The 24,528-nt window shown below is 59.8% G+C and carries 25 protein-coding genes and 1 tRNA gene; 11 read left to right on the top strand and 15 right to left on the bottom strand.

Features of this window, described 5'->3' with window-relative positions; all coding sequences use genetic code 11:
- The 3 genes from PUT78_RS12490 to PUT78_RS12480 all read right to left on the bottom strand — a co-directional run.
- A partial coding sequence (locus tag PUT78_RS12490; RefSeq protein ID WP_274352606.1) for an FGGY family carbohydrate kinase occupies positions 1 to 122 on the bottom strand: 122 nt, incomplete at its 3' end.
- A gap of 160 nt (positions 123 to 282) precedes the next feature.
- Positions 283 to 1,377, bottom strand: a complete 1,095-nt coding sequence (locus tag PUT78_RS12485) for an endonuclease/exonuclease/phosphatase family protein (protein WP_274352597.1) — start codon at positions 1,375 to 1,377, stop codon at positions 283 to 285.
- Positions 1,378 to 1,487: 110 nt separating this feature from the next.
- On the bottom strand, positions 1,488 to 2,291 hold the full coding sequence (locus PUT78_RS12480) for a hypothetical protein (protein WP_274352596.1): 804 nt from the start codon (positions 2,289 to 2,291) through the stop codon (positions 1,488 to 1,490).
- Here PUT78_RS12480 and PUT78_RS12475 point away from each other — a divergent pair.
- The gene (locus PUT78_RS12475) at positions 2,290 to 2,598 is read left to right on the top strand and encodes a hypothetical protein (RefSeq protein WP_274352595.1); all 309 of its coding nucleotides are present in this window, start codon (positions 2,290 to 2,292) and stop codon (positions 2,596 to 2,598) included. The two genes, PUT78_RS12480 and PUT78_RS12475, sit on opposite strands and share 2 nt — an antisense overlap.
- Positions 2,599 to 2,613: 15 nt before the next feature.
- On the opposite strand, the gene leuD is transcribed toward PUT78_RS12475, so the two are convergent.
- On the bottom strand, positions 2,614 to 3,219 hold the full coding sequence (leuD, locus tag PUT78_RS12470; protein WP_274352594.1) for a 3-isopropylmalate dehydratase small subunit: 606 nt from the start codon (positions 3,217 to 3,219) through the stop codon (positions 2,614 to 2,616).
- A gap of 67 nt (positions 3,220 to 3,286) precedes the next feature.
- Positions 3,287 to 4,705, bottom strand: a complete 1,419-nt coding sequence (gene leuC / locus PUT78_RS12465; protein WP_274352593.1) for a 3-isopropylmalate dehydratase large subunit — start codon at positions 4,703 to 4,705, stop codon at positions 3,287 to 3,289.
- Between the two features lie 417 nt (positions 4,706 to 5,122).
- Between leuC and rsfS the strand changes: the two genes are divergently transcribed.
- A complete protein-coding gene (gene rsfS, locus PUT78_RS12460) occupies positions 5,123 to 5,446 on the top strand; it encodes a ribosome silencing factor (protein WP_274352605.1) in 324 nt (107 codons plus the stop codon).
- The gene (gene rlmH / locus PUT78_RS12455; RefSeq protein WP_274352592.1) at positions 5,446 to 5,916 is read left to right on the top strand and encodes a 23S rRNA (pseudouridine(1915)-N(3))-methyltransferase RlmH; all 471 of its coding nucleotides are present in this window, start codon (positions 5,446 to 5,448) and stop codon (positions 5,914 to 5,916) included. Before rsfS ends, rlmH begins: the two co-directional genes overlap by 1 nt.
- Before the next feature lie 24 nt (positions 5,917 to 5,940).
- On the opposite strand, the gene PUT78_RS12450 is transcribed toward rlmH, so the two are convergent.
- The 3 genes from PUT78_RS12450 to mobA all read right to left on the bottom strand — a co-directional run bounded on the left by PUT78_RS12450 (position 5,941) and on the right by mobA (position 8,669).
- Positions 5,941 to 6,846, bottom strand: a complete 906-nt coding sequence (locus PUT78_RS12450) for a LysR family transcriptional regulator (protein WP_274352591.1) — start codon at positions 6,844 to 6,846, stop codon at positions 5,941 to 5,943.
- Positions 6,847 to 7,191: 345 nt separating this feature from the next.
- Complete coding sequence (locus PUT78_RS12445; RefSeq protein ID WP_274352590.1) at positions 7,192 to 8,076, bottom strand: molybdopterin guanine dinucleotide synthesis; 885 nt, start codon at positions 8,074 to 8,076, stop codon at positions 7,192 to 7,194.
- Complete coding sequence (mobA, locus tag PUT78_RS12440; protein ID WP_337994681.1) at positions 8,073 to 8,669, bottom strand: molybdenum cofactor guanylyltransferase MobA; 597 nt, start codon at positions 8,667 to 8,669, stop codon at positions 8,073 to 8,075. Before mobA ends, PUT78_RS12445 begins: the two co-directional genes overlap by 4 nt.
- A 365-nt stretch (positions 8,670 to 9,034) precedes the next feature.
- Between mobA and PUT78_RS12435 the strand changes: the two genes are divergently transcribed.
- Both PUT78_RS12435 and clpB read left to right on the top strand, forming a co-directional pair.
- Positions 9,035 to 9,676 (top strand): GNAT family N-acetyltransferase, encoded by a 642-nt coding sequence (locus PUT78_RS12435; protein WP_274352588.1) that lies wholly within the window; start codon positions 9,035 to 9,037, stop codon positions 9,674 to 9,676.
- Positions 9,677 to 9,816: 140 nt separating this feature from the next.
- The gene (gene clpB, locus PUT78_RS12430; RefSeq protein WP_274352587.1) at positions 9,817 to 12,429 is read left to right on the top strand and encodes an ATP-dependent chaperone ClpB; all 2,613 of its coding nucleotides are present in this window, start codon (positions 9,817 to 9,819) and stop codon (positions 12,427 to 12,429) included.
- Positions 12,430 to 12,449: 20 nt separating this feature from the next.
- On the opposite strand, the gene PUT78_RS12425 is transcribed toward clpB, so the two are convergent.
- On the bottom strand, positions 12,450 to 13,115 hold the full coding sequence (locus tag PUT78_RS12425) for a TetR/AcrR family transcriptional regulator (protein ID WP_274352586.1): 666 nt from the start codon (positions 13,113 to 13,115) through the stop codon (positions 12,450 to 12,452).
- A 300-nt stretch (positions 13,116 to 13,415) separates the two neighbouring features.
- Here PUT78_RS12425 and PUT78_RS12420 point away from each other — a divergent pair, with 300 nt between their 5' ends.
- From PUT78_RS12420 to PUT78_RS12410, 3 genes are all read left to right on the top strand, one after another.
- On the top strand, positions 13,416 to 15,461 hold the full coding sequence (locus PUT78_RS12420; protein ID WP_274352585.1) for an NADH:flavin oxidoreductase: 2,046 nt from the start codon (positions 13,416 to 13,418) through the stop codon (positions 15,459 to 15,461).
- A 155-nt stretch (positions 15,462 to 15,616) separates the two neighbouring features.
- On the top strand, positions 15,617 to 16,135 hold the full coding sequence (locus PUT78_RS12415) for a hypothetical protein (RefSeq protein WP_274352584.1): 519 nt from the start codon (positions 15,617 to 15,619) through the stop codon (positions 16,133 to 16,135).
- A gap of 298 nt (positions 16,136 to 16,433) precedes the next feature.
- Positions 16,434 to 17,363, top strand: a complete 930-nt coding sequence (locus PUT78_RS12410) for a sugar kinase (protein WP_274352583.1) — start codon at positions 16,434 to 16,436, stop codon at positions 17,361 to 17,363.
- Between the two features lie 83 nt (positions 17,364 to 17,446).
- On the opposite strand, the gene PUT78_RS12405 is transcribed toward PUT78_RS12410, so the two are convergent.
- The 6 genes from PUT78_RS12405 to PUT78_RS12380 form a co-directional block, all read right to left on the bottom strand.
- Positions 17,447 to 17,523 (bottom strand) — tRNA-Asp (locus PUT78_RS12405).
- Positions 17,524 to 17,587: 64 nt separating this feature from the next.
- Positions 17,588 to 18,328 carry a CDP-diacylglycerol--serine O-phosphatidyltransferase gene (pssA, locus tag PUT78_RS12400; RefSeq protein ID WP_274352582.1) on the bottom strand — a complete coding sequence of 247 codons (741 nt, stop codon included), beginning with the start codon at positions 18,326 to 18,328 and terminating at the stop codon, positions 17,588 to 17,590.
- 1 nt (position 18,329) lies between these two features.
- Positions 18,330 to 19,028, bottom strand: coding sequence for a phosphatidylserine decarboxylase (locus PUT78_RS12395; protein WP_274352581.1), 699 nt, complete (start codon positions 19,026 to 19,028; stop codon positions 18,330 to 18,332).
- Between the two features lie 18 nt (positions 19,029 to 19,046).
- A complete protein-coding gene (gene tgt / locus PUT78_RS12390) occupies positions 19,047 to 20,171 on the bottom strand; it encodes a tRNA guanosine(34) transglycosylase Tgt (protein ID WP_274352580.1) in 1,125 nt (374 codons plus the stop codon).
- A gap of 123 nt (positions 20,172 to 20,294) precedes the next feature.
- On the bottom strand, positions 20,295 to 20,906 hold the full coding sequence (locus PUT78_RS12385) for a Smr/MutS family protein (RefSeq protein ID WP_274352579.1): 612 nt from the start codon (positions 20,904 to 20,906) through the stop codon (positions 20,295 to 20,297).
- Between the two features lie 21 nt (positions 20,907 to 20,927).
- Positions 20,928 to 21,596, bottom strand: a complete 669-nt coding sequence (locus PUT78_RS12380) for a Tim44/TimA family putative adaptor protein (RefSeq protein WP_274352578.1) — start codon at positions 21,594 to 21,596, stop codon at positions 20,928 to 20,930.
- A gap of 108 nt (positions 21,597 to 21,704) precedes the next feature.
- Between PUT78_RS12380 and PUT78_RS12375 the strand changes: the two genes are divergently transcribed.
- The 3 genes from PUT78_RS12375 (at position 21,705) to ettA (ending at position 24,527) form a co-directional block, all read left to right on the top strand.
- Positions 21,705 to 22,163, top strand: coding sequence for an FxsA family protein (locus PUT78_RS12375; protein WP_274352577.1), 459 nt, complete (start codon positions 21,705 to 21,707; stop codon positions 22,161 to 22,163).
- A gap of 67 nt (positions 22,164 to 22,230) precedes the next feature.
- Positions 22,231 to 22,740: a protein-export chaperone SecB gene (secB, locus tag PUT78_RS12370; RefSeq protein WP_274352576.1), complete on the top strand. Its 510-nt coding sequence runs from the start codon at positions 22,231 to 22,233 to the stop codon at positions 22,738 to 22,740.
- 131 nt (positions 22,741 to 22,871) lie between these two features.
- Entirely contained in the window at positions 22,872 to 24,527 is a 1,656-nt protein-coding gene (gene ettA / locus PUT78_RS12365) for an energy-dependent translational throttle protein EttA (RefSeq protein WP_274352575.1), read from the top strand.
- Position 24,528: the final 1 nt, after the last annotated feature.

The raw sequence follows: 24,528 nt of genomic DNA, 5'->3' as shown, positions 1-24,528 counted from the left end.
CCAGAGGCCGGGTAATGCTGCGGAAATTCCTCCTGCGCGATCGCAGAAATCCGCATCTGACCGTCAAAAACAATCCCACGGCTCGATGTCGTCCCCTGATCTATCGCAAGTATATAGCCCATGTATGATGTCCTTTTCGCCGCAGAATACATGAATTATCTAACGAATTCAGCAGCACTTGTCTGCAAGGATGTCCTGAAAACAGATTGATGCAGCGGACCGGCTTATTCGACGGTGCCGCCTTCCACCAGCGCGGCGCTTGCGCCCAAATGGGCTGGTCTTTCAAGCTCCCTCATCGAGTTGCGGAAAAGCTGTCGCGACCGGGGCCGGTTCCGTTGAGGAGAAAGGCCTTTCAGAAGCGTTTTCGGCGGCCCGCCAGATGCCATTTGCGTCAATATCGACCCAGACAAGCCGATGCCGTGTTGGCGGGTCATCCGGGTCGCCCAGAAGCGTGGACTCCGGTGTGCCGGGCAACGGCCACAACACCCCCGCCCCGGTCACCTTCAGGCTGCGCGCAGGCAGGATGTAGCTTACCCGCAGATTTCCCGGCCCCGGAACCTGCGGCCAGTCAACCGTGTCATGCACATGCGGTCCCTGATGCGCGCTGCTGGCACCTGCCTGCGCCGCGTGCCGCGCGCCGTCGCTGGCAGGTTGCGGATCCTGCACCGCCGGATGGGCCAGCAAACCGCGCATCGCGTCATGCAGTCCATCGCCGTCAAACGGGTCCAGATTGCTGCCACCCATCAGCACGAATGGCGCATCTGGCGGCGGCATGGGCAAAGCGCCATCCAGAAAATGCCGCCAGAACGCCGTTTCATCATGGTTGCGATGCAGATTGCGATTGCTTCGCCCACCAAACACCGGGGGGCCAGCCTGATAGACCAGCAGATGCAAATGCCTGCGATCGGGAAGGTCCAGCGCCACATCCCAATGGCCGGTGCTGGACAGCCGTTGCAGCCCATGTCGTACCGGGTCCGGCATGGACCCCCCGGGCGCGTAAGGGCTAAGGCTTTCGGGCAGGTCACGCCACAGAAATTCGCTGAAATCACGGGATTTTTCGGGCAGGATCGGGAATCGCGACAGGATGGCCAGCGCCTTCTGCCCGGCAAAGTCACCATAGCCCTGCGTATCATCCGGCCCCCATGCGCGCCCGTCCCCCGTCATGTCCAGCCCTGTGCGCAGGCCCGCATTTGACGGAAATGCAAAAACATGCGCCATCACATGGCCATAACTGGCAATCAGGTCGCGAAAAGCAGCTAATGCGACCCCATCATGGTCATGATCCAGCCCGGACAGGACCAGCACATCCGGCGCGACATGCGCAATAAGCTGCGCCTTGGCCACCGGCGCGGGGGCATTTTCCAGAATGTCGCGCAACGCCAGTCCGGGGCCGCGGCCGCCCAGATCAACCCGCCAGAACGCAAGCCGCAGTTCGGCATCGGGACTGTCGGACCCGGCTGTGGCGGCACTGGCCCCGATCAGGCATATCAGGAATAGGCAGATCGCACGGGCAAGGGTACGGATGCTTCCGCATCGGCAATGCGTCGACGTTGGGCGCGGATAAGCTGCGCGACGCGGTACATCGCGACCCCGCGCATGACCAGACTGACCGGCACAAAAGCCCATAATGCGACACCCCAGACCAATGACAGCGGCGTTTCAAGGGTCAATGGCTGCACCAGCAGGCTGGAAATATGCAGCAGGACCGGCAAGGAGAATGGCAGTATAATCCCTACCAAAATGTTAACCTGCCCCTCACGCTCCAGCCGGTGGACAACATCTATTCCCTTGGTCGGGTCAAAATTGGGCAGGTTCACCCAGACATTCAGCACCGAACTGCGGTTGGGCCAGTAGCGCATGTAAACCGCCGCCAGAAACCCCAGCAACCCAAGCTGCGCCAGCACGAACGCGACCGAGGCCGCGGCCTGCACATTTGCCCCATGTTCCTGGGTCAGCCCTGCGGGCAGGGCCGCGCGCAACATGCGCACCGGGCTGAAATTGAAATCAAGCGCAGCGCCCAGCCACATGGCAATCTGCGGCACATGTTGCCCGTCATGCAGACTGACCGCGCGCTGCATCATCGTCAGGGCGAGCACAATGGCGAAAAACAGTGCAAAACGAGCACGGTTATAAGGTTTGGCATCGCGGAATTCGATAAGTCCGGGGTGGCGCGCAGTATATTCCACCACCACCACAACACCTGCGATCAGCGCAATCAACGTCAGTCCTTGCGAAATATCCTGCGAAATACCGGGCAGTAACAGGGCCGGTACCAAGACAAGGAGCACCATGAGAAAACCGCGCAGAAAAGCGCTTCCGACTTGCGACATGGACGACCTGCTACCTTGCCTTATCCCGCGCCTTTCCGACAATACGGAGCGCTTATTTCCGACGGGACGCATGATTTCCGGAACTTCCGGAAACGTCCGCCTTATTTTTGCCACAAAATTGCCCATTTCCCGCCACCCTCGCAAGACTCAAATGACTATTGCGCAAGGCTATGGCCATTTCACGGTCGAACTGTCGCGACTTTGCATCAAATTTGTGGAGAAAAAACGGCACCCGAAGCGGGTGCCGTCTGAAAAAAGCCACATTTAAAAGCGCTTTGCGCGCTCAAACCCAGGGACGGGACTGGCTTGCCTGCTTCTCAAAGCTGTCAATTGACGATACTTTCTCCAATGTCAGGCCGATATCATCCAGTCCGTTCAGCAAACAATGCTTCTTGAACGGATCAATTTCAAAATGGAATTGCTGTCCGTCGGCACTTGTCACTGTCTGCGATTCGAGGTCGATTGAAATGCGCGCATTCTCTCCCTTGCGGGCATCGTCCATCAGCACATCAACCTGGTCCTGCGGCAGCACGATCGGCAGAATCCCGTTCTTGAAGCAGTTATTGTAGAAGATATCGGCAAAGCTGGTGGAAATCACGCAGCGAATGCCGAAATCCAGCAATGCCCAGGGCGCGTGTTCCCGCGACGAGCCACAACCGAAATTGTCGCCCGCAACAAGAATCTGCGCTTGCCGATAGGCAGGTTGGTTCAGCACGAAATCCGGGATTTCATTACCATTGTCATCAAAGCGCATTTCGTCAAACAGGTTCTTGCCCAGCCCTGAACGCTGGATTGTTTTCAGGAACTGCTTTGGGATGATCATATCAGTGTCGATATTGACCAGCGGCATGGGCGCCGCGATGCTGGTCAGGGTGTTGAATTTATCCATTGTCGTCTCCTCGTCCGAGGCGCCGGGGCTATGCCCCGGACCCCAGAGTATATAGGGCAAGATGAAATCAGGCGGACTCGGTCATCACTTCCCGCACATCCGTCAGGCGACCGGTAATCGCCGCCGCAGCCGCCATTCCGGGTGACATCAGATGTGTGCGGCCACCACGGCCCTGGCGCCCTTCAAAATTGCGGTTGGATGTAGCCGCGCAACGTTCACCCGGACTGAGTTGGTCGGGGTTCATTGCCAGGCACATCGAGCAACCCGCCAGACGCCATTCAAAGCCCGCATCGATGAAAATCTGCGCCAGCCCTTCATCTTCAGCCTGCGCACGCACCAGCCCGGAGCCGGGCACGACCATGGCGCGCAGACCCGGCTTGATTTTCTTGCCCTTCAGGATTGCGGCAGCAGCGCGCAGATCCTCAATCCGGCCATTGGTGCATGACCCGATGAAAACAGTATCAATTTCGATATCGGTCAGCTTCTGGCCCGGTTTCAGACCCATATAGTCCAGCGCGCGGCGCACGGCATCCACCTTGCCACCAGCAAAATCTTCTGCGGCTGGAACATTTGCGGTGATGGGCAGCACATCTTCAGGGCTGGTGCCCCAAGTCACCACCGGCGCAATATCTTCGCCGCGCAGGGTGATAACCTTGTCCCAATGTGCATCGTCATCGGATTTCAGCGTTTTCCACCATGCCAGCGCGGCATCCCATTGCGCGCCCTTGGGGGCATGCGGGCGCCCTTTGACATACTCAAACGTCTTTTCATCAGGCGCAATCAGGCCAGCGCGCGCGCCGCCTTCGATGGCCATGTTGCACACAGTCATGCGCCCTTCCATCGACAATTCACGGATGGCCTGCCCGCAATATTCAATCACATAGCCGGTGCCGCCAGCAGTGCCCGTCACCCCGATTACCGACAGGGTAATGTCCTTGGCGGTCACGCCTGGGCGCAAGGAACCGGTGATTTCCACCTTCATGTTCTTCGATTTTTGCTGGATCAGCGTCTGCGTAGCCAGCACATGTTCAACTTCCGATGTGCCGATCCCATGGGCCAGCGCACCGAATGCGCCATGGGTTGCCGTGTGGCTGTCGCCGCAAACAACGGTCATGCCCGGCAGTGTCCAGCCCTGTTCGGGGCCGACAATATGAACGATGCCCTGACGAATATCGTTCACCGGGTAATAGTTGACGCCGAATTCGCGCGCATTCCTGTCCAATGCGTCCACCTGAATGCGGGATTCGGGGTTTTCGATCCCGTTTTCGCGGTCGGGCGTGGTGGGCACGTTATGGTCCGGCACGGCAATGGTTTTTTCCGGCGCCCGCACGGTGCGCCCGGTCATGCGCAGCCCTTCAAAGGCTTGCGGGCTGGTCACTTCATGAACCAGATGGCGGTCAATATACAGCAGACAGGTGCCGTCCTTGTCTTCATGGACAACATGGGCATCCCAGATTTTATCATACAGAGTCTTGGCTACAGTCATGGCGATCTCTCTTGCGATCAGAGGAATTGGCGGTGCTGAAGGAAGCGGCCCAAAGGGGCCGGACAGGGCAGATCAGCGAAGTCGTGCCAGTACAGACCGGTTTTCACGCTGAAAGCGTTGCGGCAGGCGCGCATGGTCTGTCATGTCGAAATAACGTGTCATGGCGGTTGTCATACGCCCGAATCAGACCATAGGCAACGCTTCACGCCCGGCGCATCACGTAATTTCTACGCAAAAAGTTACCGCAACCCCGCTGACGCGCCATCTGGATGATTGAGTAACCCCCGGCAGCATGTTAAATTGTCCCTGTCAACTTTTCCACATCAGGAGGACAGTTCTCTGTCTACCACAGAACCTACCGCCCTCGCGGCCCGCACAGCACCCCCGGCACCTGCACCCCTTAGCAGCGATGCGCTTCTGGATCTGGTTCTGACCTCGCTTGACGATGATAAAGCCGAAGACATCGTGACCATTGACCTGCGGGCGAAATCAGCCATGGCAGATCACATGGTCGTGGCAACCGGTCGTTCAACACGGCAAGTCGCGGCCATGGCACAGAAATTGATGGACCGGCTGAAGGAGACCTATCGCCTGACCGCCCGTGTCGAAGGCAAGGACACAGGCGACTGGGTGCTGATCGACACCGGCGATGTCGTTGTGCATATCTTCCGCCCGGAAGTGCGGGAATTTTACCAGCTTGAAAAGATGTGGCAGGATGCAGGCCGTGTGCCCGCCACCTGATGCGCCTGCATATCTGTGCCATCGGGCGCATCCGCAAGGGACCGGAACGCGCGCTGATTGACGACTATCTTGCGCGTTTCGACCGCACGGGCCGCGCACTGTCCCTTGGCCCATGTCTGGAACACCAGCTTGATGACCGCAAGGCCGTGACCGCGTCCGAACAGGCAAAGCTGCTGGATCGCGCCATTCCCGATGGCGCGGAAATCATCGCCCTTGATGAACGCGGACAGGTCATGTCCTCGCGCGATTTCGCGCAGCATATCGCAACAAGGCGCGATGCGGGCATCATGGATATGGCATTCGTGATCGGCGGTGCCGACGGGCTGGACCCCGATTTACGCGCCCGCGCGCATAAACTGGTGTCTTTCGGGGCAATGGTCTGGCCGCATATGCTGGCGCGCGTCATGCTGACGGAACAACTTTATCGTGCCGCAACAATTCTGGCAGGCAGTCCCTATCACAGAGACTGACCTGCCTGATCCTTCTTTGGCAGGTTACCAGCCGCTGACATTGCGGTTGCTGAATTTTTCCACCAGATAATCAATCAGCGCACGCACTTTCGGCTGGGTATACCGCCCCGACGGGTAAACAGCGTGCATGGCCTGAACATCACGCGGCAAATCAGGAATGACATCCTGCACCAACCCGTTTTTCATGGCCCGCGCGAACAGGAAGCTGGGCAGATACGCAATGCCAAGCCCGTTTATCGCGGCGTTCAGAAGGGATTGGCCGTCATTCACGGAAAACCATGTTGCCGAACGCACTTGCCGCACCTCTCCCGATGGGGCGGTTATGCGCCATACCGAAGTTGCGGCATTATGCGAATAATACAGCAAACGATGATCATTCAGGTCATCAATCCGCGCAGGCCGCCCATGTTCTGCCAGATAGGCGGGCGAGGCGATCAACCGCTGGGTGGTTTCACATATCTTGCGGGCGCGCAGACTGCTGTCATCCATGTCGCCCATGCGGATAGCCAGATCAAATCCTTCGGAAATCAGTTCGACATACCGGTTCTTCAGAACCATGTTGACCGACACATCCGGATAACGTTCCAGAAACTCGCCCAGCAGGGGTGACACATGCGCGGCACCGAAATCCGTGGGCACAGCAATGCGCAAAATGCCCGAAGGGGCTGACTGCATGGACGCGACCAGATTATCCGCTTCGCCCGCATCATTCAGCACCCGGCGCGCGCGGTCATAGTAGGCAAGCCCGATATCCGTGGGGCTGACACGGCGCGTGGTGCGGTTCAGCAGGCGCGCGCCAAGGCGCGCTTCCAATGCCGACACATGCTTGGACACAGCTGATTTCGAAATGCCCATCTTGCGCGCCGCATCAGTGAAACCTCCTTGATCAACCACCGTCGCAAACGCTTCCATCTCGGTCAGTCTGTCCATCGTCACGCCCCGAATTACCATTTCACAAGCCCCGACAATCGCACCGAAATCAGGCAAGAATTGGGTCAGGGCGGGACATAACGGCGACAATCGCCACTTTCCGGCGCGATTTAGCGAAGTTATGCAACAGATCGCGCCATCAACACCGTTTAAGAACGGGGTTTCGCGCTAGTTCTACTTTTAGTTGTTAAGAATCAATATGATACAACCATTGGGATTTTCCCGGCAAATCCGGCTGCAGCATCCAAGGACGCAACAGGGGGTCCGCGCGTGGCCTGGCCGGGCGCTGCAAGCGTCCGGTCAGGGTGGGGGGGTGGGGCCACGCGCGGGCCCCCTTCCAAACGCTTATGCAGCAACATCCAGTGCGCCCAAAAGCGCCTTGTCATGCCCTGCCCCCAGAATCCACCCTTCGTCGCGCAACACATGCGCCGCCGCCGGGGCAACCAGCAGCCCTGCCATATCGACCCCGGCAAAGGCCCGCGCCAGCAAGTCAACCTGCGCGGCATCCTTACAGGCATAACCCTGCGCCACCCGTACCGCAGCCCCGATCAACGACAAATAGGTTTCCGCCAGCACCACTTGCGCACCCGCGCCCTGCATCGGCCAGACCGCCAGATGCCTGCCATATTCAACCCGCAGCCGGGCCAAATGCGCCTGTCCCAACAGGCTTTGCGACCCGACCGACCCTGTCGTGTACAGCTTCCACATCGGATGCGCCCCCGCGCACAGCGCTTCTGTCGCGCGCAGTTCTGCCAGCCCATGCCCCTGCCGTGCGGTGCCTTTGTCCGGCAGGTCCGGCAGGTCGCGCCCCACAGGCCGCCCCCAGAACGGCCCGACCCCCGGAAACAGGCGGTTGATTCCGGCTGCGACATCAAAACGGTTATTGCGGTTGCGCGCATCATCCGTGATCCGCAGCGCCAGCCAGTCCCAGACCGCCAGCGCGCTGGCCTGCCCTGTTACGCGCTGCGCAAAACCCGCCGGAAACCCGAACCCGATGTCAAAGGTTACCAGAACACGATGGCCCGCGCTCAGCCCTGCATTGATCCGCGCACGCAATCCGTCCATTGCCAATGCGCGCGTCGGCATGTTTTCCGGCGGGGTGGCCCCTGCGCCTGCGCTGCCGATCCAGATGGAATCGGCCCCACGTTTCGGAGTCGAATTGGCTGACCAGTCTACCACCAGAATGCGATCAAACCCCTGCGGGGTTCCATCCGGCCCCCGCCCTGTCATCCCGTCCCCGCCAGATGCTCCGCCAGACTCAGGTCTTCGGGCGTATTGATGTTGAAAAACGGGTCAAGCGGATCTGTACCGAATTCGGCAATGCCCGCGTCATGTCTTTCAGCCCAAAGCATGACCTTGCGCAGACCGCGCAACAATTCCGCGCGCAGATCGTCGCGCAGCGCCACTGGCCACAGGCCAAAAGTTGGCTGTAGCTGCAACGCGCCATTGCGCCGTGTGGCCGCAACCGCCACCCCTGAGTTCCCCGCCGCGCCCTGCAACCGCAAGACCAGATCATGCGGGAAAAACGGTGTGTCGGCCGCGACGGTAACAATGTGCGCGGCCCCCATCCGCGCGCCCCAGTCCAGCCCCGCAAGAATGCCTGCCAGCGGGCCAGGAAAATCCGGCAGTGAATCCGGCAGCACCGGCAGGCCGAACCCGTCAAACCGTTGCGGATCACCATTTGCGTTCAGGGCCACAGCCGCAACCTGTGGGGTCAACCGGTCCAGCACATGCGTCAGCAGGAACTGCCCCGCGACCCTGCGCAGACCTTTGTCGCCGCCGCCCATGCGCGTGGCCCGCCCACCCGCCAGCACAACCCCCATAATCACGGTACGCTTATCCTTTTCATGCCGGTTTCACAGCTTGTGACGTCAATATATCATTGCCTGCACAAAAGGGCAGGCAGAGGCATCACCATATTCGGGTTCTTCCCACATTGCACCCGTCCGATCACGGCACCTTCCGGCGTTTGCAAATGGTGTGGCAGGCGTCATTGTGCTGATCCGCCGGGCTGGCATTTTACACAAACCAGACAATCGCCGCAGAATGTATCGCATGCAGGAACAATATGCTGATTTCATCTGTTGATCACGAAAAGTTTGCGCTGTCTTCTGCTGACCCGGCGGAATAACCTGTCTATCTTGTTAACCTAAATATTGAAGCAAGATCAGCTATGCCATTGGATGACATGATGAGCGCTGCATATCCCATCGATGAACCGCGTCCCGGCAGGGATGTCCCCGACCTGCTGCGCGGCAAGCGTATCGAAACAACCAGACTGCCTGCGCCGCCCGAATATCTGGTTGGCGGATTTCAGTTCCTGAGTTGGCACAAGGATGATGCGCCCCTGTATCAGCAGATGCTGGATGACCCGGACTTGTGGACCTACATGCACGAAGATTATCCCGCGCCCATGACGCTTGAACTGGCGCAGGATCTTATCGCCCTGTCAGGGCAAGCGTCCCATCACAAGGTACGGGCGGTGTATTGGCAGGACCAGCTTGTCGGGCAGGCCCGGCTGCAATGGGCAACGGGCGCGACGCCGCCTGCGTCCGGTGAAATCAGCTATTGGCTGGCGCGCAAGCATTGGGGCAAGGGGCTGGCCGCGCCGATGGTCGGGGTGTTTGCCCATCGCTGCTTTACAAAATTCCCCGGCCTGCAACAGATCGAGGCCCGCATTCACCGCGACAACAGCGCTTCTTTGCGGCTGGTTGAGAAGCTGGGGTTTCTTCGCGCGCCGCAGGCACCGGAAACGCCCGATTGGGGGCGGTTTATCCTGCGTCGCGGAACTGGTTTGGACTGGTCCGCGCTGGCATTCCCGCGCCTGTAAGCGATTTTCGCACTGTATCGACTGTGCCCGTCTTGCAACAGGCAACACGCCTTCCCAAATAAGCCTCAAGGCCCGACATGGTGCCGCGCTGCATGGCAGGCGGCCCCCTTATTTCAGGGCGCTTATGAAGGAGAGCACAGATGAATCTGGAAAAATTTACCGAACGCGCACGGGGCTTCCTGCAAGCGGCGCAGACCATCGCCCTGCGCGAAGACCACCAACGCGTAACACCCACACATTTGCTGAAAGCCCTGCTGGATGATGATCAGGGCATGGCCGCCAACCTGATTCAGCGCGCCGGTGGTGCAGCTGACCGCGTGACGCAGGCCAATGACATTGCACTGGCCAAACTGCCCAAAGTATCCGGCGGAGATGGCCAGATTTATATCGACCCCCAGACCGCGAAAGTGCTGGATCAGGCCGAACAGATTTCCAAGAAGGCGGGCGACAGCTATGTCACGGTGGAACGTCTGCTGACTGCGATGGCGCTGGTGAAATCCGACGCGAAGGACGCGCTGGATGCAGGCGCGGTCAGCGCGCAGAAGCTGAACAGCGCCATCAATGACCTGCGCAAAGGGCGCACCGCTGACAGCTCCTCCGCCGAAGAAGGGTATGACGCGCTGAAGAAATACGCCCGCGACCTGACACAGGCCGCCCGCGACGGCAAGATCGACCCCATTATCGGCCGGGACGAGGAAATCCGCCGTTCGATGCAGGTGTTGTCACGTCGCACCAAGAACAACCCTGTTCTGATCGGGGAACCCGGTGTCGGGAAAACCGCCATTGCCGAAGGTCTGGCGCTGCGCATCGTTAATGGCGATGTGCCCGAATCCCTGCGCGACAAGTCGCTGATGGCACTGGACATGGGCGCGCTGATTGCTGGCGCGAAATACCGTGGCGAGTTTGAGGAACGCCTGAAGGCCATCCTGTCGGAAATCACCGCGGCCAATGGCGAAATCATCCTGTTCATTGACGAAATGCACACCCTGGTCGGTGCTGGCAAATCCGAAGGGGCGATGGACGCCGCCAACCTGATCAAACCCGCATTGGCGCGGGGTGAACTGCATTGCGTCGGCGCGACCACGCTGGACGAATACCGCAAACATGTGGAAAAGGACGCGGCCCTTGCGCGGCGCTTCCAGCCTGTTCTGGTCGAGGAACCGACCGTCGAGGATACAATTTCCATCCTGCGCGGGATCAAAGAAAAATACGAACTGCACCATGGCGTGCGCATCTCGGATTCGGCACTGGTGACAGCGGCTACACTGTCGCATCGCTATATCACCGACCGCTTTCTGCCCGACAAGGCCATTGATTTGATGGACGAAGCCGCGTCGCGCCTGCGCATGGAAGTGGACAGCAAACCCGAAGAACTGGACGCGCTTGACCGCGACATCCTGCAAAAGCAGATCGAGTCGGAAGCCCTGCGCAAGGAAGATGACGCCGCATCGCGCGACCGGCTGGAAACGCTGGAACGCGAATTGTCCGATTTGCAGGAACGCAGCGCCGAACTGACCGCAACGTGGCAGTCGGAACGCGACAAGCTGGAAGAAGCGCGCAGGATCAAGGAAGACCTGGACCGCGCGCGCATCGATCTGGAGACCGCCAAACGCAGCGGCGATTTCGCCACTGCCGGGCGGCTGCAATATGGTGACATCCCCGAACTGGAACGCAAACTGACAGAAGCGGAAGCCCGCGAAGCCCAGAAGATGGTCGCCGATGCCGTTCGCCCCGAACAGATTGCCGAAGTCGTGGAACGCTGGACAGGCATTCCCACATCGAAAATGCTGGAAGGCGAACGCGACAAGCTGCTGCGCATGGAGGATGAGTTGCACAAGCGCGTCGTCGGTCAACATGCCGCGGTGCGCGCCGTGGCCAATGCGGTGCGCCGTGCGCGCGCCGGGTTGAACGACGAAAACCGCCCACTTGGCAGTTTCCTGTTCCTTGGGCCAACCGGCGTGGGCAAGACCGAACTGACCAAGGCCGTGGCCGAATATCTGTTTGATGATGACAGCGCGATGGTGCGCATCGACATGTCGGAATTCATGGAAAAACACAGTGTCGCGCGGCTGATCGGCGCCCCTCCGGGTTATGTGGGCTATGAAGAAGGCGGCGCGCTGACCGAAGCGGTGCGGCGCAGACCCTATCAGGTCGTACTGTTTGACGAGGTGGAAAAGGCCCACCCGGAAGTGTTCAACGTGCTGTTGCAGGTGCTTGATGACGGGCAACTGACGGACGGGCATGGTCGCACGGTGGATTTCAAGCAAACGCTGATCATCCTGACGTCTAACCTTGGATCGCAGGCTTTGTCGCTACTGCCGGAAGATTCTGATGGCGTGCAGGCACGGGAACAGGTGATGGATGCCGTGCGCGCCCATTTCCGCCCTGAATTCCTGAACCGGCTGGATGAAACCATCATCTTTGACCGGCTGGCACGGCAGGATATGGATGCGATTGTCGATATCCAGATGGCGCGGTTGCTGAAACGGCTGCTGGCGCGCAAGATCACGCTGGATCTGGACGCCGCCGCCCGCACATGGCTGGCCGACAAAGGCTATGATCCGGTCTATGGTGCGCGCCCGCTGAAGCGGGTCATCCAGCGCCATCTGCAAGACCCGCTTGCCGAAATGTTGCTGAGCGGCGAGGTGCTGGACGGCAGCACCGTGCCGGTAACTGCAGGGCCTGACGGGCTTGTCATCAACGGGCGTCTGTCCGAAAGCGATGACACACCGCGCATAAAACTGGTTCACTGAACCCGCACCGGGCCCGGCTGTCAGGCCGGGTCCGGCATTTCCGGCACGCAAAACCCGTGCGTGGCGTAAAAACGGCGCAATTCGGCATCGCTTGGCCTGCATCCGGTAAATGTCACCACGTAATCGGGAATGCGGTTCATGCGTGTGGCCATGTCTTCGTGTACCTGCATCGCGATATAGCCGATCTGCACCAGATACACCGTGCGCGCACGCACATCAGCTTCGCCCGCGCCATAGCCGAATCGCGTGAACATGGCGCGGATGGCGCGCAGGCGGAATTCATCAGCGGCATGCACCCGCGCAGCCACGGAATCGGACTGGTGCGCCCAACCACGCACCGCCAGATCAAGACGTGCCTGAAACGGGCCTCCCTGCAGGAAAATGCTGATCAGGTTCAGCACTGCCTCGCTGATGGTTTCGGCATAGGCGCTGGTCGCGCTGGCAAGGCTGCCGGAATTCACGTTTTCCCAATTGTCCAGCAACGCATCCAGCAATTCCGCCCGGTCCTTGAAAAACCAGTAAAAACTGGTGCGCGACAAGTTCAGCCGCGCGGCAAGCGGCTGAATTTTCACTGCATCAAGCCCGGATTCGACAAAAGATTCCTGCGCGGCATCCAGCCATAATTCACGCGATCCGCGCCACCCGCTGACCTTGTCTGCTGCTGCTGTTGAATGCGCCTGATCCATATGGCGAATCTAGCGGCAAGCCGGGCGGGGGGCAAGACAATCGACACATCTGAACAAAAACTTGACATATGTGAACATTTAATCGAACCTGCGGGGGCTGGCCATGCTGAATCGGGGACGCCATGCTGAAAGAAGGCACATCTGCCACAAGCTGTACCCGTCGCGACACGGCGGAAAGCACTGAGCTGGGCGCGCGGCTGAAGACGGCCCCCACGCAGTCGCCCCGATACGCCCCCAACGAAACCAAACCTGCCGATGCAAGCTATTGCCCACACCGCATTCAGCCAAACGGAACCCGACATGCGCAATGACCCCCTACTGCAACCCTATCAGCTGAAACACCTGACATTGCGCAACCGGATCATGACCACGGCGCATGAACCGGCCTATCCCGAAGATGGCATGCCGAAAGCACGGTATGTCGCCTATCATGCTGAACGCGCCCGGGCGGGCGTGGCGCTGGCCATGACAGCGGGGTCCGCGTCCGTGTCGCGCGACAGCCCGCCGGTGTTCAACAATATTCTGGCCTGGAAGGATGAAGTCGTGCCGCATATCCGCGCGCTGACCGATGCCTGCCATGACCACGGCTGCGCTGTCATGATCCAGTTGACACATCTGGGCCGCCGCACCGGCTGGAACAAGGGCGACTGGCTGCCATCCCTGTCGTCCAGCAAACACCGCGAACCCGCGCACCGCGCCTTCCCGAAACGCGCGGAAGATTGGGATATTGACCGCATCATCCGTGATTTCGCAGATGCGACCGAACGCATGCAGGCGGGCGGCATGGACGGGATCGAGTTGCAGGTTTACGGCCACCTGCTGGACCAGTTCTGGTCACCGCTGACCAATGATCTGGATGGGCCATATGGGGGCCGGACCCTCGACACCCGCATGCAGCTTTTGTTTGACGTGCTGCGCGGAATTCGTGCGCGGGTGGGTGATGGCTTTATACTTGGTATCCGCTATACCGCAGACGAAGTGACGGAAGGCGGGATCACGGCTACCGAAGGGCTGGAAATTTCCAGGCGGCTGGCAGCCTGCGGGATGGTCGATTTCCTGAATGTCATTCGCGGGCGCATTCATACCGACCCTGCAATGACCGACGTGATTCCCATTCAGGGTATGAAATCCGCCCCGCACCTGGATTTCGCAGGCGCGGTCAAGGCGGCCACTGGCATGCCGGTTTTTCACGCCGCCCGCATCCCTGATGTCGCCACTGCGCGCCATGCTGTTGCGGCTGGCCTGCTGGATATGGTGGGTATGACGCGCGCCCATATGGCCGACCCGCATATCGTCCGCAAAATCATCGAAGGGCGCGAAGAAGATATCCGCCCCTGCGTTGGCGCGACCTATTGCCTGGACCGCATCTATCAGGCGGGCGAAGCACTGTGCATCCACAACCCCGCCACGGGCCGCGAACAGACCATGCCCCATGTCATCACGCCCGCGCGCAACCGCAAGCGCGTGGTGGTGGTCGGTGCCGGACCTGCCGGTCTGGAAGCGGCGCGCGTGGCCGCACAGCGCGGCCATGACGTGACCGTATTTGAGGCACAACCAGACCCCGGCGGGCAGATCCGGCTGACCGCGCAGAACCCCCGCCGCCGCGAGATGATCGGCATCATTGACTGGCGCATGGCCCAATGCGCCGCGCGCGATGTGGTGTTCCGGTTCAACACCTTTGCAGACGCAGATGATGTCATTGCGCAAAAACCTGATGTGGTGATCATTGCGACAGGCGGCCTGCCCAATACCGAATTGTTTGAATCCGGCCACGACCAGCCACTGGTTATCAGTGCATGGGACATGATCGCGGGCGATGTGAAACCCGCAACCCGCGTGCTGATCTATGATGAAAGCGGCGATCATCCGGGGGTGATGGCCGCAGAAGTGGCCGCAAACGCAGGGTCCAGCGTTGAAATCATGACCCCGGACCGCAGCATCGCGCCTGATATCATGGCCATGAACCTTGTACCATATATGCGCGCACTCCAGGATAAGGACGTAATGTTCACAGTGGCGCGGCGCCTGCTGAACGTCACCCGCGACGGCAACCGCCTGAAAGCAACCATCGGCACTGATTACAGCGATTTCACCACAAGCCAGAGCTATGACCAGATTGTCGTGAATTACGGCACCATGCCGCTGGATGATCTGTATTTCGACCTGAAGCCGCATTCGGTCAATCTGGGGGCTGTGGATTATGACGCCCTGACCACTGGCCGACCACAAACCCTGACGCATAACACGCAAGGGGATTTCAGGCTTTTCCGCATTGGCGATGCGGTCAGCGCGCGCAATATTCACGCGGCAATCTATGATGCACTGCGCCTGATGAAGGATATCTAGTGTCCGCCACCTGACAAACGGTTCCCTGTCTGCCACAGACGCGCCCTCGGTTGCGCAGACGATGTTCGGGTGACAGCAATGTGGGATCTTGCGGCCGACCGCCGTTGGTGTAGCATGCCGTTTTTTGTGGTTCTGCGGCATACGGGGTTGATGAGATGCATATTCTGGCTGGGATTATTCTGGCGATTGGTGGTGCTATCTGGTGGTGGGCGCGGCGCAACCCGGAGGATGCGATCTCTGCTGCTCAGGATGCCGTGACGGTGGCGCGCAATGCGCCGCGCAAGATCGCCTTCCGTCGGCAACTAAAGGCGCACCCGGTCGAGGGAATCGACGATGTGCGACTGGCAATCGCGGCCTTGGGTGAAGCATTTATCCGCCTGGATGACCTGCCGACCAAAGAATCACGTACCCGGCTGGATCTGGCTTTGCACAACGCTTACCGCCTTTCAGGGGCAGACGCGGAAGAAATGCGGGTTCTGTCAGTTTGGCTGGTGGATCAATGCGGTGGTGCTCAGGCGGCTGTGTCTCGCCTTGGCCGACGTCTCTATAAAATTGAAGGCAGTCAAGCCTGGGATCAGGTTGGACAGATTTTTGAGAACGCTGTCGGCAATGATCTGAGCGAGAGTCAGGTCAATGCGGTGAATGACCTGAAGATCGCACTGCATATCCGGTAATCCGTGCACGATATTCACTCAATCCCCAAATAAAGTGCATCGTGGCGCAACTCACAATTGCCCGAAAAACCTCTAACCAGTCATCCGGCCGCGCGCCCATACGCGCGGCGGGTTTCGCCCTTTGCGCCGCGCTTTGGGCTTTCCCTTCCCACATGCGCGTCTTTGGCAAAGCGATTGACAATCGCCGCGCGGCATCCGAAACATGTAGCAGACTAATATTCCAGTTTTCGGCGGAAATCGGGGCCTGCCCGATACATCACTTCCGACCGATTCAGACTGCAAAGCCGGGACCACACGCATGACCACACCCTTTATCCTGTCCATCGGTGAAGCGATGGTCGAGTTGTCACAATCAGACCAGGCGGAATACTGGCGGCTTGGCATTGCAGGGGACACCCTGAACACAGCCTGGTATCTGCGCCGCCTGTTGGGCGAAGACTGGCGCGTGGGTTATCTGTCGCGGGTGGGCGAAGGGCGGTTTTCGCAGCGTATGCTGGATTTCCTGACCACCGAAGGCATTGACGCCACCCATGTCAGCCGTGACCCATCACGCGAAATCGGTCTGTATGCCATCAGTCTGGATCAGGGCGAACGCAGTTTCAGCTATTGGCGCGACTCATCCGCCGCCAAGGCGCTGGCAGATGATCCTGCACGCCTGCATGATGCCCTTGCTGGCTGCAAAATCGCCTATCTGTCCGGCATTACAATCGCGATTCTGCCGCCCAAGGCCCGCGCAACCCTGCTGGATGCGCTGAAAGCGGCGCGTGCGGCGGGAACGCAGGTCATATTCGACCCCAATCTGCGCCCGCGCCTGTGGGACAATACAACCACGATGCGCGAAAGTGTCGAAACGACCGCTGCATTGGCGGACCTGGTCCTGCCCAGCTTCGATGACGAGGCCGCCCATTTCGGCGATGCTGACATGCAAACCACGATCAATCGCTATCTGACACTTGGCGCAGGCCATGTCGTGGTCAAGAACGGGGGCGGGCCGATGTGTTTTGGCGGCGCGCATGGCACTGGCGACATCATGGATCTGATCCCCGAAACCCCTGTTGATACAACATCGGCAGGCGACAGTTTCAACGCGGGCTATCTGGCCGCATGGCTGAACGGGGCGGATTGCACCACTGCCATTCGCGCGGGACACGCCCTTAGCCGCGAAGTCATCGGCCATCGCGGCGCGTTGGTGCCGCAGGCGATTGCGGCGGTGACAGCGCAACAGTAGCCAGAAGTTTGTCCCACGCCTTCGGGGCTCTCCACAGACCAAAAGCAAAAAACTCCTGCCCGAAGGCAGGAGTTTTTTATAAGTGGCGCGGTTGACGGGGCTCGAACCCGCGACCCCCGGCGTGACAGGCCGGTACTCTAACCAACTGAGCTACAACCGCGCTGTGCGGTCCAATTATGCGAACCATCTGCCCGCGTCAAGCGGCTATCGGCAAAAAACACGCCCTACTCTACTGCTTTTTGTTTTCTGAAATGCCGCAGCGCCAGCGACCCCAGAACACCCAGATACAGCAGGTCAGCGACAACCAGTGTGAACCATGTCCGCAAGAACAGGAAACCCACAAAAACGCTCATCCCGACCAGCACCCAGATCGCGTGTTCACGCTTGATCCGGATTCCCTTCAGCGACGGCGTTGGCAGGCGCGACACCATCAGCAAGCCCACCACCGCCAGATAGAACGCCGTCAGCACCGGAAAACGTGACGGGTCAACCATACCCGCCAGCCCCGCATAGACCGGCAGCAAACCCAGCATTGCGCCAGCCGGTGCCGGCACACCCACGAAATGACGCTGGCTTGCGCCATCAGCGACAGTACGGCTGATATTGAAACGGGCCAGCCGCAGACAGGCGCAGACTGCGAAAACCAGTACAAACACCCAGCCGAACCCGGCCATTGGCCCTGTCAGCGCATAACCGAAAACCAGAATCCCCGGCGCCACACCAAAACTGACAAAATCAGAAAAGCTGTCCAGTTCCGCGCCGAAGGAACTTGCCGCATTCAGCTTGCGCGCCAGCAACCCGTCGATACCATCCAGAATCGCCGCCAGAATGATCAGGGCCGCCGCCAGCTCGAACCGCCCGTCAAATGTGTAGCGAATGGCGCTTAACCCCGCACACATGCCCATGATGGTGACAAGGTTCGGCACAAGCTGCACGAATGACAGGGTATCGCGGCGCGGTGTCATGTCAGCGGATCGCGGCCACGCGGCGCGGCTCTGTGCTGGTCAGGTCCGCAATCACCGTTTCGGCGGAAATCATCGTCTGGCCAAGCGCTACCAGTGGCTGCACACCTTCAGGCAGATACACATCCACGCGCGACCCGAACCGAATCATCCCGAAACGCGCGCCGGTTTCCAGCGTCTGCCCTTCTTCCACCTCGCACAGGATGCGCCGTGCCACCAATCCGGCAATCTGGACCACGGCGATCCTGCGCCCGTCCGCGATTTCCAGCGCCATGGAATTCCGCTCGTTGTCTACCGATGCCTTGTCCAGCGATGCGTTCAGGAATTTACCCGGCCGGTAGCTGATTTTCGTAACCCGCCCCGCAATCGGCGCACGGTTCACATGGCAGTTGAACACATTCATGAACACCGAAACGCGTGTCAGTGGCTGATCGCCCATTTCCAGCTCTGCTGGCGGTACGGCGGGCTCAATCAGGGAAATCACCCCATCGGCGGGGCTGACCAGCAACCCCTCGCGCACCGGGGTCTGGCGGTCCGGGTCACGGAAAAAATAGTAGCACCACACAGTCAGGCCAAGCCCGACCCACCCCAGCGGCTGCCAGATCAGAAACATGACCAGCGTTGCAGCCGCAAACACGGGGATGAACTTGTATCCCTCGCGGTGAATCGGCTTTACCACGGTCGAAAGCATGTCAGCGGCCATTCGGCCCTCCTGTGTGTGTCAGATGGGGTCTATGTCACCCTCAGCACGCATCGCATGAAAGGATGCAGCGAACCTGTCAAGGGTGCCTGCAAAAATAGCGTCACGCAACCCCTGCATCAGCCGCTGGTAATAGGCCAGATTATGCCATGTCAGCAGCATGGAACCGATGATTTCATCCGCCTTGATGACATGGTGCAGATAGGCGCGGCTGTAATTGCGGCAGGCCGGACAGGGGCAGCCCTCTTCCAGTGGGCGCGGGTCGTCGCGGTGTCGCGCATTGCGCAGATTCACCGGCCCGCGCGCGGTCCAGCCCTGCCCCGTCCGCCCCGAACGCGATGGCAGCACGCAGTCGAACATATCAACGCCGCGCTGCACAGCGCCCACAATGTCATCGGGCTTGCCCACCCCCATCAGATAGCGCGGCTTGTCATCGGGCAGCTGGCCGGGCGCATAATCCAGCACGTCAAACATCAGGTCCTGCCCCTCGCCCACGGCCAGCCCGCCGATGGCATAGCCATCAAACCCGATCGCACGCAACTTTTCGGCGCTTTCGGCGCGCTGGTCGCGGTAAACCGACCCCTGCTGTATGCCAAACAGCGCATAACCCGGCCTGTCGCCGAATGCGTCCCGCGACCGCGCCGCCCAGCGCATCGACAATTCCATCGACGCGCGCGCCACTTTTTCATCAGCGGGAAACGGGGTGCATTCGTCAAAAGACATCACAATGTCGGACCCCAGCAATCGCTGGATTTCCATTGACCGTTCCGGGCTGAGCATATGGCGAGATCCGTCGATATGGCTGGCAAAACGCACGCCTTCTTCCGTCAGCTTGCGCAAACTGGCCAGCGACATGACCTGAAAACCGCCCGAATCCGTCAATATAGGACGGTCCCAGTTCATGAACCTGTGCAACCCACCCAAAGCCGCGATGCGTTCGGCCGTCGGGCGCAGCATCAGATGATAGGTATTCCCAAGCAGGATATCCGCACCGGTTTCGCGCACCGATTCAGGCATCATCGCCTTGACCGTCGCCGCCGTGCCCACCGGCATGAAGGCGGGCGTGCGAATATCCCCGCGCGGGGTGTGAATGGTGCCGCTGCGCGCACTGCCGTCACGGGCGGATATGTCAAAACGGAATGTCATCTGTCTGGCCCCTTGCTCGGACATGACCCTTTGCCGCAAATCCCCCCGCTTGCCAAGGGGCCGACCTGCGCAGGCAAGCGCACGCGGGCGGGTGGGTGGGGCGGCGCTTGCCTGCGCAGAGCCTTATCGCCCCTTGCGCAAATATACATAATACGCACCGCTGCCCCCATGGCGCAGATGCGCTTCGCGCAGTTCCAGTACCGCGCCCGCCAGCGGGGCCATGCGCAGCCATTGTGGCACATCATGCTTCAATGCACCGCGTCTGCGCGGGATCGGGCCGTCATCAGCAACCGATTTCCCCTTGCCGGTGATGACCAGTACCAGCCGCAAACCCTGCGACTGCGCCCGCAGGATAAATCCATTCAGCGCGGCATGGGCCTGTGCCAGCGTCATGCCATGCAGATCAATCCGCGCATCCGGCTGCAACTTTCCCCGCGTCATGCGCTGGAACTTGCGCTTGTCCATGCTGACCGGCGCCCCGGCCAGCGCATCCGGCAACGGGCGCGCAAGGTCATGCATGGCGGGCCTGTCGGGGGGGGTGGGCCGCAGGACGGTTCCACCCTGACGCGGGGGCTTCGGCGGTGGCTTTACCGGCGTGGGCGCGAATACCGGTTCTGCCTGCTCCGGCGCATCAAACGCCTTTGCCAAATCGGATTTCAAAGGCCGCGCGCTTTTCGCGACGCGGCCCCATAATTCCAGGTCTTCGGGATGCAACCTGCGGGATTTGCGGGTCATCTCATCCCCTGCCTCCGAATGTCACTCGCCGGTGGCGACCAGTTTCCAGTTCGGGCTGTCAGACGTCATGTCACGTCCGAAGGTCCAGACATCACGCTGGCGCTTGATCTCATTCGGGTCACCTTCAACGATTTCGCCACTGTCGGCCTTGCGCACCACGGATGTCAGTTCGCCCAGAAACTTGACGGTGATTTCACCCTCATTGTTGGTTTCATCGAAAACCGCGCCAATCAGTTCAAGTTCGCGCAGGCCAACGAATGTCGCATCGACCCGCAGCCCCTGCTGTTCGCGCGACTGCACAACTTCGTCAAAACTGTTGAACACGTCACGCGACAGGAAGGGCAGAATCGAATCCATATCCGACGATTCAAACGCCATCAGAATCATCTCATATGCGCCGCGCGCACCTTGCAGAAATTCCCCCACGCTGAAATCGGGATCAACCGCTTTCATCCGCGCCAGTGTCCTGGCCATGTCGGACCCTTCAGGAACATGATCGGTGATATCCGTGTCAGGCCCCCCCTCTATCACTTCGAAGCGGGGTTTCGACAATGGTTCGGATGCGCCATCACCACGCTGCACCGGTTTTGATTCAAACCCGTCGCGCGTTCCAAGAACAGCGCGCAGGCGCAGGATAAGAAAGACAGCAATGCCGGCAAGAATAAGAAGCTGGATCACGGCGGGTTCCATTGTTACCTCGGCCAGGGGTTGGTATGGCGGTTCTGATGCCTATGTAAGGTGCGTTGGCGGGCAAGTCTACCTTCCACGGTAACATCATTTCTGACGAAAGGCCGAAAGATGCGGATTCTGATAGCCATACTGGCCGTTCCTGTCATTGAAATCGCGCTTTTTGTTCAACTCGGCAGTGAAATTGGCGTGATCGCCACGCTGGCATGGGTTTTTGCCACGGCCGCGCTTGGCGTTATGCTTATGCGGCTGGAACCCCATCGCAACGCCGAGAGCGTGCGCGCGGCCCTTGCGCGCGATGCCAGCCCCGCAAGCCCGATGGCCCATTCCGCCTTGCGTATGATCGGCGCGTTGCTGGTCGTGCTGCCCGGCTTCTTTACCGATACTCTCGGCATGTTGCTGCTGCTGCCGCCAGTTCGCGCACTGATCCTGTCGCGTCTGGTTCTTCAGACCCGCGCCGCGCATTCTGTCCGCCCTGCCCGTGATGACATAATTGACGGCGACTATGAGACCCAGCCAGAGGTGCATGAAAACCCACACCGCCTGCCACCACAGGAAAAGCGGGATTGAGCCACCCGCCCCCCCCTGCTACAAGCGCGCCCAAGAATAACTGACCATCAACAGGAGCCTTGCAACCATGGCAGAAGAAACCAACGGCGCGCAGCCCGCCGAAGCCCCGAAAGTGAACATGCGCGTTCTGGCGCAGTTTGTCCGCGACCTGTCGTTTGAAAACGTGGCCGCGCAGAAGAAGCTGCAGGGCAGCAATGTCCAGCCCGACATTCAGGTTCAGGTCAGCCTTGACGCCAACAAGCGCGACGTGGAAAACCAGTATGAAGTGGCGACCAAGTTCAAGATCACGTCCAAGAACAAGGAAGATGATCAGGCGCTGTTCATCGTTGAGCTGGACTATGTCGGTGTTTTCCTGATCGAAAACGTGCCCGCGGAACAGCTGCATCCGTTTTTGCTGATCGAATGCCCGCGCATGATCTTCCCTTTCGCACGCCGCATCATTTCTGATGTCACGCGCGATGGTGGCTTCCCGCCGCTGAACCTCGACACAGTTGATTTTCTGGCCCTGTACAAGCAGGAAATCCAGCGTCAGGCCGCCTTGCGCGCCCAGCAGGGCGATGCGCCGGTCGCCAACTAAGGCACGCTGGCCCCTATGATATGCCCCCGCGCAAGCCGCGGGGGTTTTCCGTTTCCGCCCGTCCCGCTTGCAGCACGGTCCGTCCATGCGCTAGGGAAGGCCAAACCCCCAAGTTACACGAAGGAAAGCACATGGCGTCCTATCAATATGTCTACCACATGGATGGTGTGTCCAAAACCTATCCCGGCGGCAAGAAATGCTTTGAGAATATCCGCCTGTCCTTCCTTCCGGGGGTGAAGATCGGGGTTGTGGGCGTGAATGGCGCGGGGAAATCCACCCTGCTGCGCATCATGGCGGGCACCGACAAGGATTTCACCGGCGAGGCATGGGCCGCGAAGGGTGCGAAAGTGGGCTACCTGCCGCAGGAACCCGACCTTGACGCCAGCCTGGATGTGCGCGGCAATGTCATGCTGGGTGTCGCTGAAAAACAGGCGAAACTGGACCGCTACAACGAACTGGCGATGAATTATTCGGACGAAACCGCCGATGAAATGGCCGCCCTGCAGGACCAGATCGACGCCGAAAACCTGTGGGATCTGGACAGCCAGATCGATGTCGCCATGGAAGCGCTGCGCTGCCCGCCCGACACAGCATCGGTCGAAACCTTGTCAGGTGGCGAAAAACGCCGCGTTGCGCTGTGCAAGCTGCTGCTGGAAGCGCCCGACATGCTGCTGCTGGACGAACCGACCAACCACCTGGACGCCGAAACCATTGCCTGGCTGCAAAAACACCTGATCGACTACAAGGGCACCATCCTGATCGTCACCCATGACCGCTACTTTCTGGATGACATTACCAGCTGGATTCTGGAACTCGACCGTGGGCGCGGCATTCCCTATGAAGGGAATTATTCCGCATGGCTGGAACAAAAGGCCAAACGCCTGGCGCAGGAAACGCGCGAAGACAAGTCGCGCCAGAAATCGCTGGAACGCGAGTTGGAATGGATCCGGGCTGGTGCGAAAGCACGGCAGACCAAATCCAAGGCACGGATCGCCGCTTATGAAGAAAAGGCAGGCCAGTCCGAGCGTGAAAAGATCGGTCGCGCGCAGATCATCATTCCCAACGGCCCGCGCCTTGGCAGCAAAGTGATCGAGATTGAGGGCCTGAAAAAGGGCTATGACGACCGCCTGCTGATCGAAGACCTGTCCTTTGCCCTGCCGCCGGGCGGCATTGTCGGCGTGATCGGCCCCAATGGCGCGGGCAAATCCACGCTGTTCCGCATGCTGACCGGTCAGGAACAACCTGATGAGGGCACGATTGAATTCGGCGACACAGTGCAGCTGTCCTATGTGGACCAGTCGCGCGATGCGCTGGACGCGAATAAAACCGTCTGGGAAGAAATCAGCGACGGGCTGGACATCATTGCCCTTGGCGATGCAGAGGTGAATTCCCGCGCCTATGTCGGTGCCTTCAACTTCAAGGGCGGCGATCAGCAAAAGAAAGTCGGCCTGCTGTCGGGGGGGGAACGCAACCGCGTGCATATGGCCAAACTGCTGCGCGCAGGCGGCAATGTGCTGCTGCTCGATGAACCGACCAACGATCTGGACGTGGAAACCCTGCAGGCGCTCGAAGCCGCGCTGGAAGATTTCGCAGGCTGCGCCGTGGTCATCTCCCACGACCGCTTCTTCCTTGACCGGCTGTGTACGCACATACTAGCGTTTGAAGGCGAGGCGCATGTCGAATGGTTCGAGGGCAATTTCGCCGCCTACGAAGACGACAAGAAACGCCGCCTTGGACCGGACGCGCTGGAACCGAAGCGGGTGAAGTATAAGAAGTTTACGAGGTAGA

Origin of the sequence: Roseinatronobacter alkalisoli (assembly GCF_028745735.1) — a bacterium.
GTDB lineage: Bacteria > Pseudomonadota > Alphaproteobacteria > Rhodobacterales > Rhodobacteraceae > Roseinatronobacter > Roseinatronobacter alkalisoli.
The sequence above is the reverse complement of the archived record's forward strand: the minus strand, read 5'-3'. Positions and strand labels throughout refer to the sequence as shown.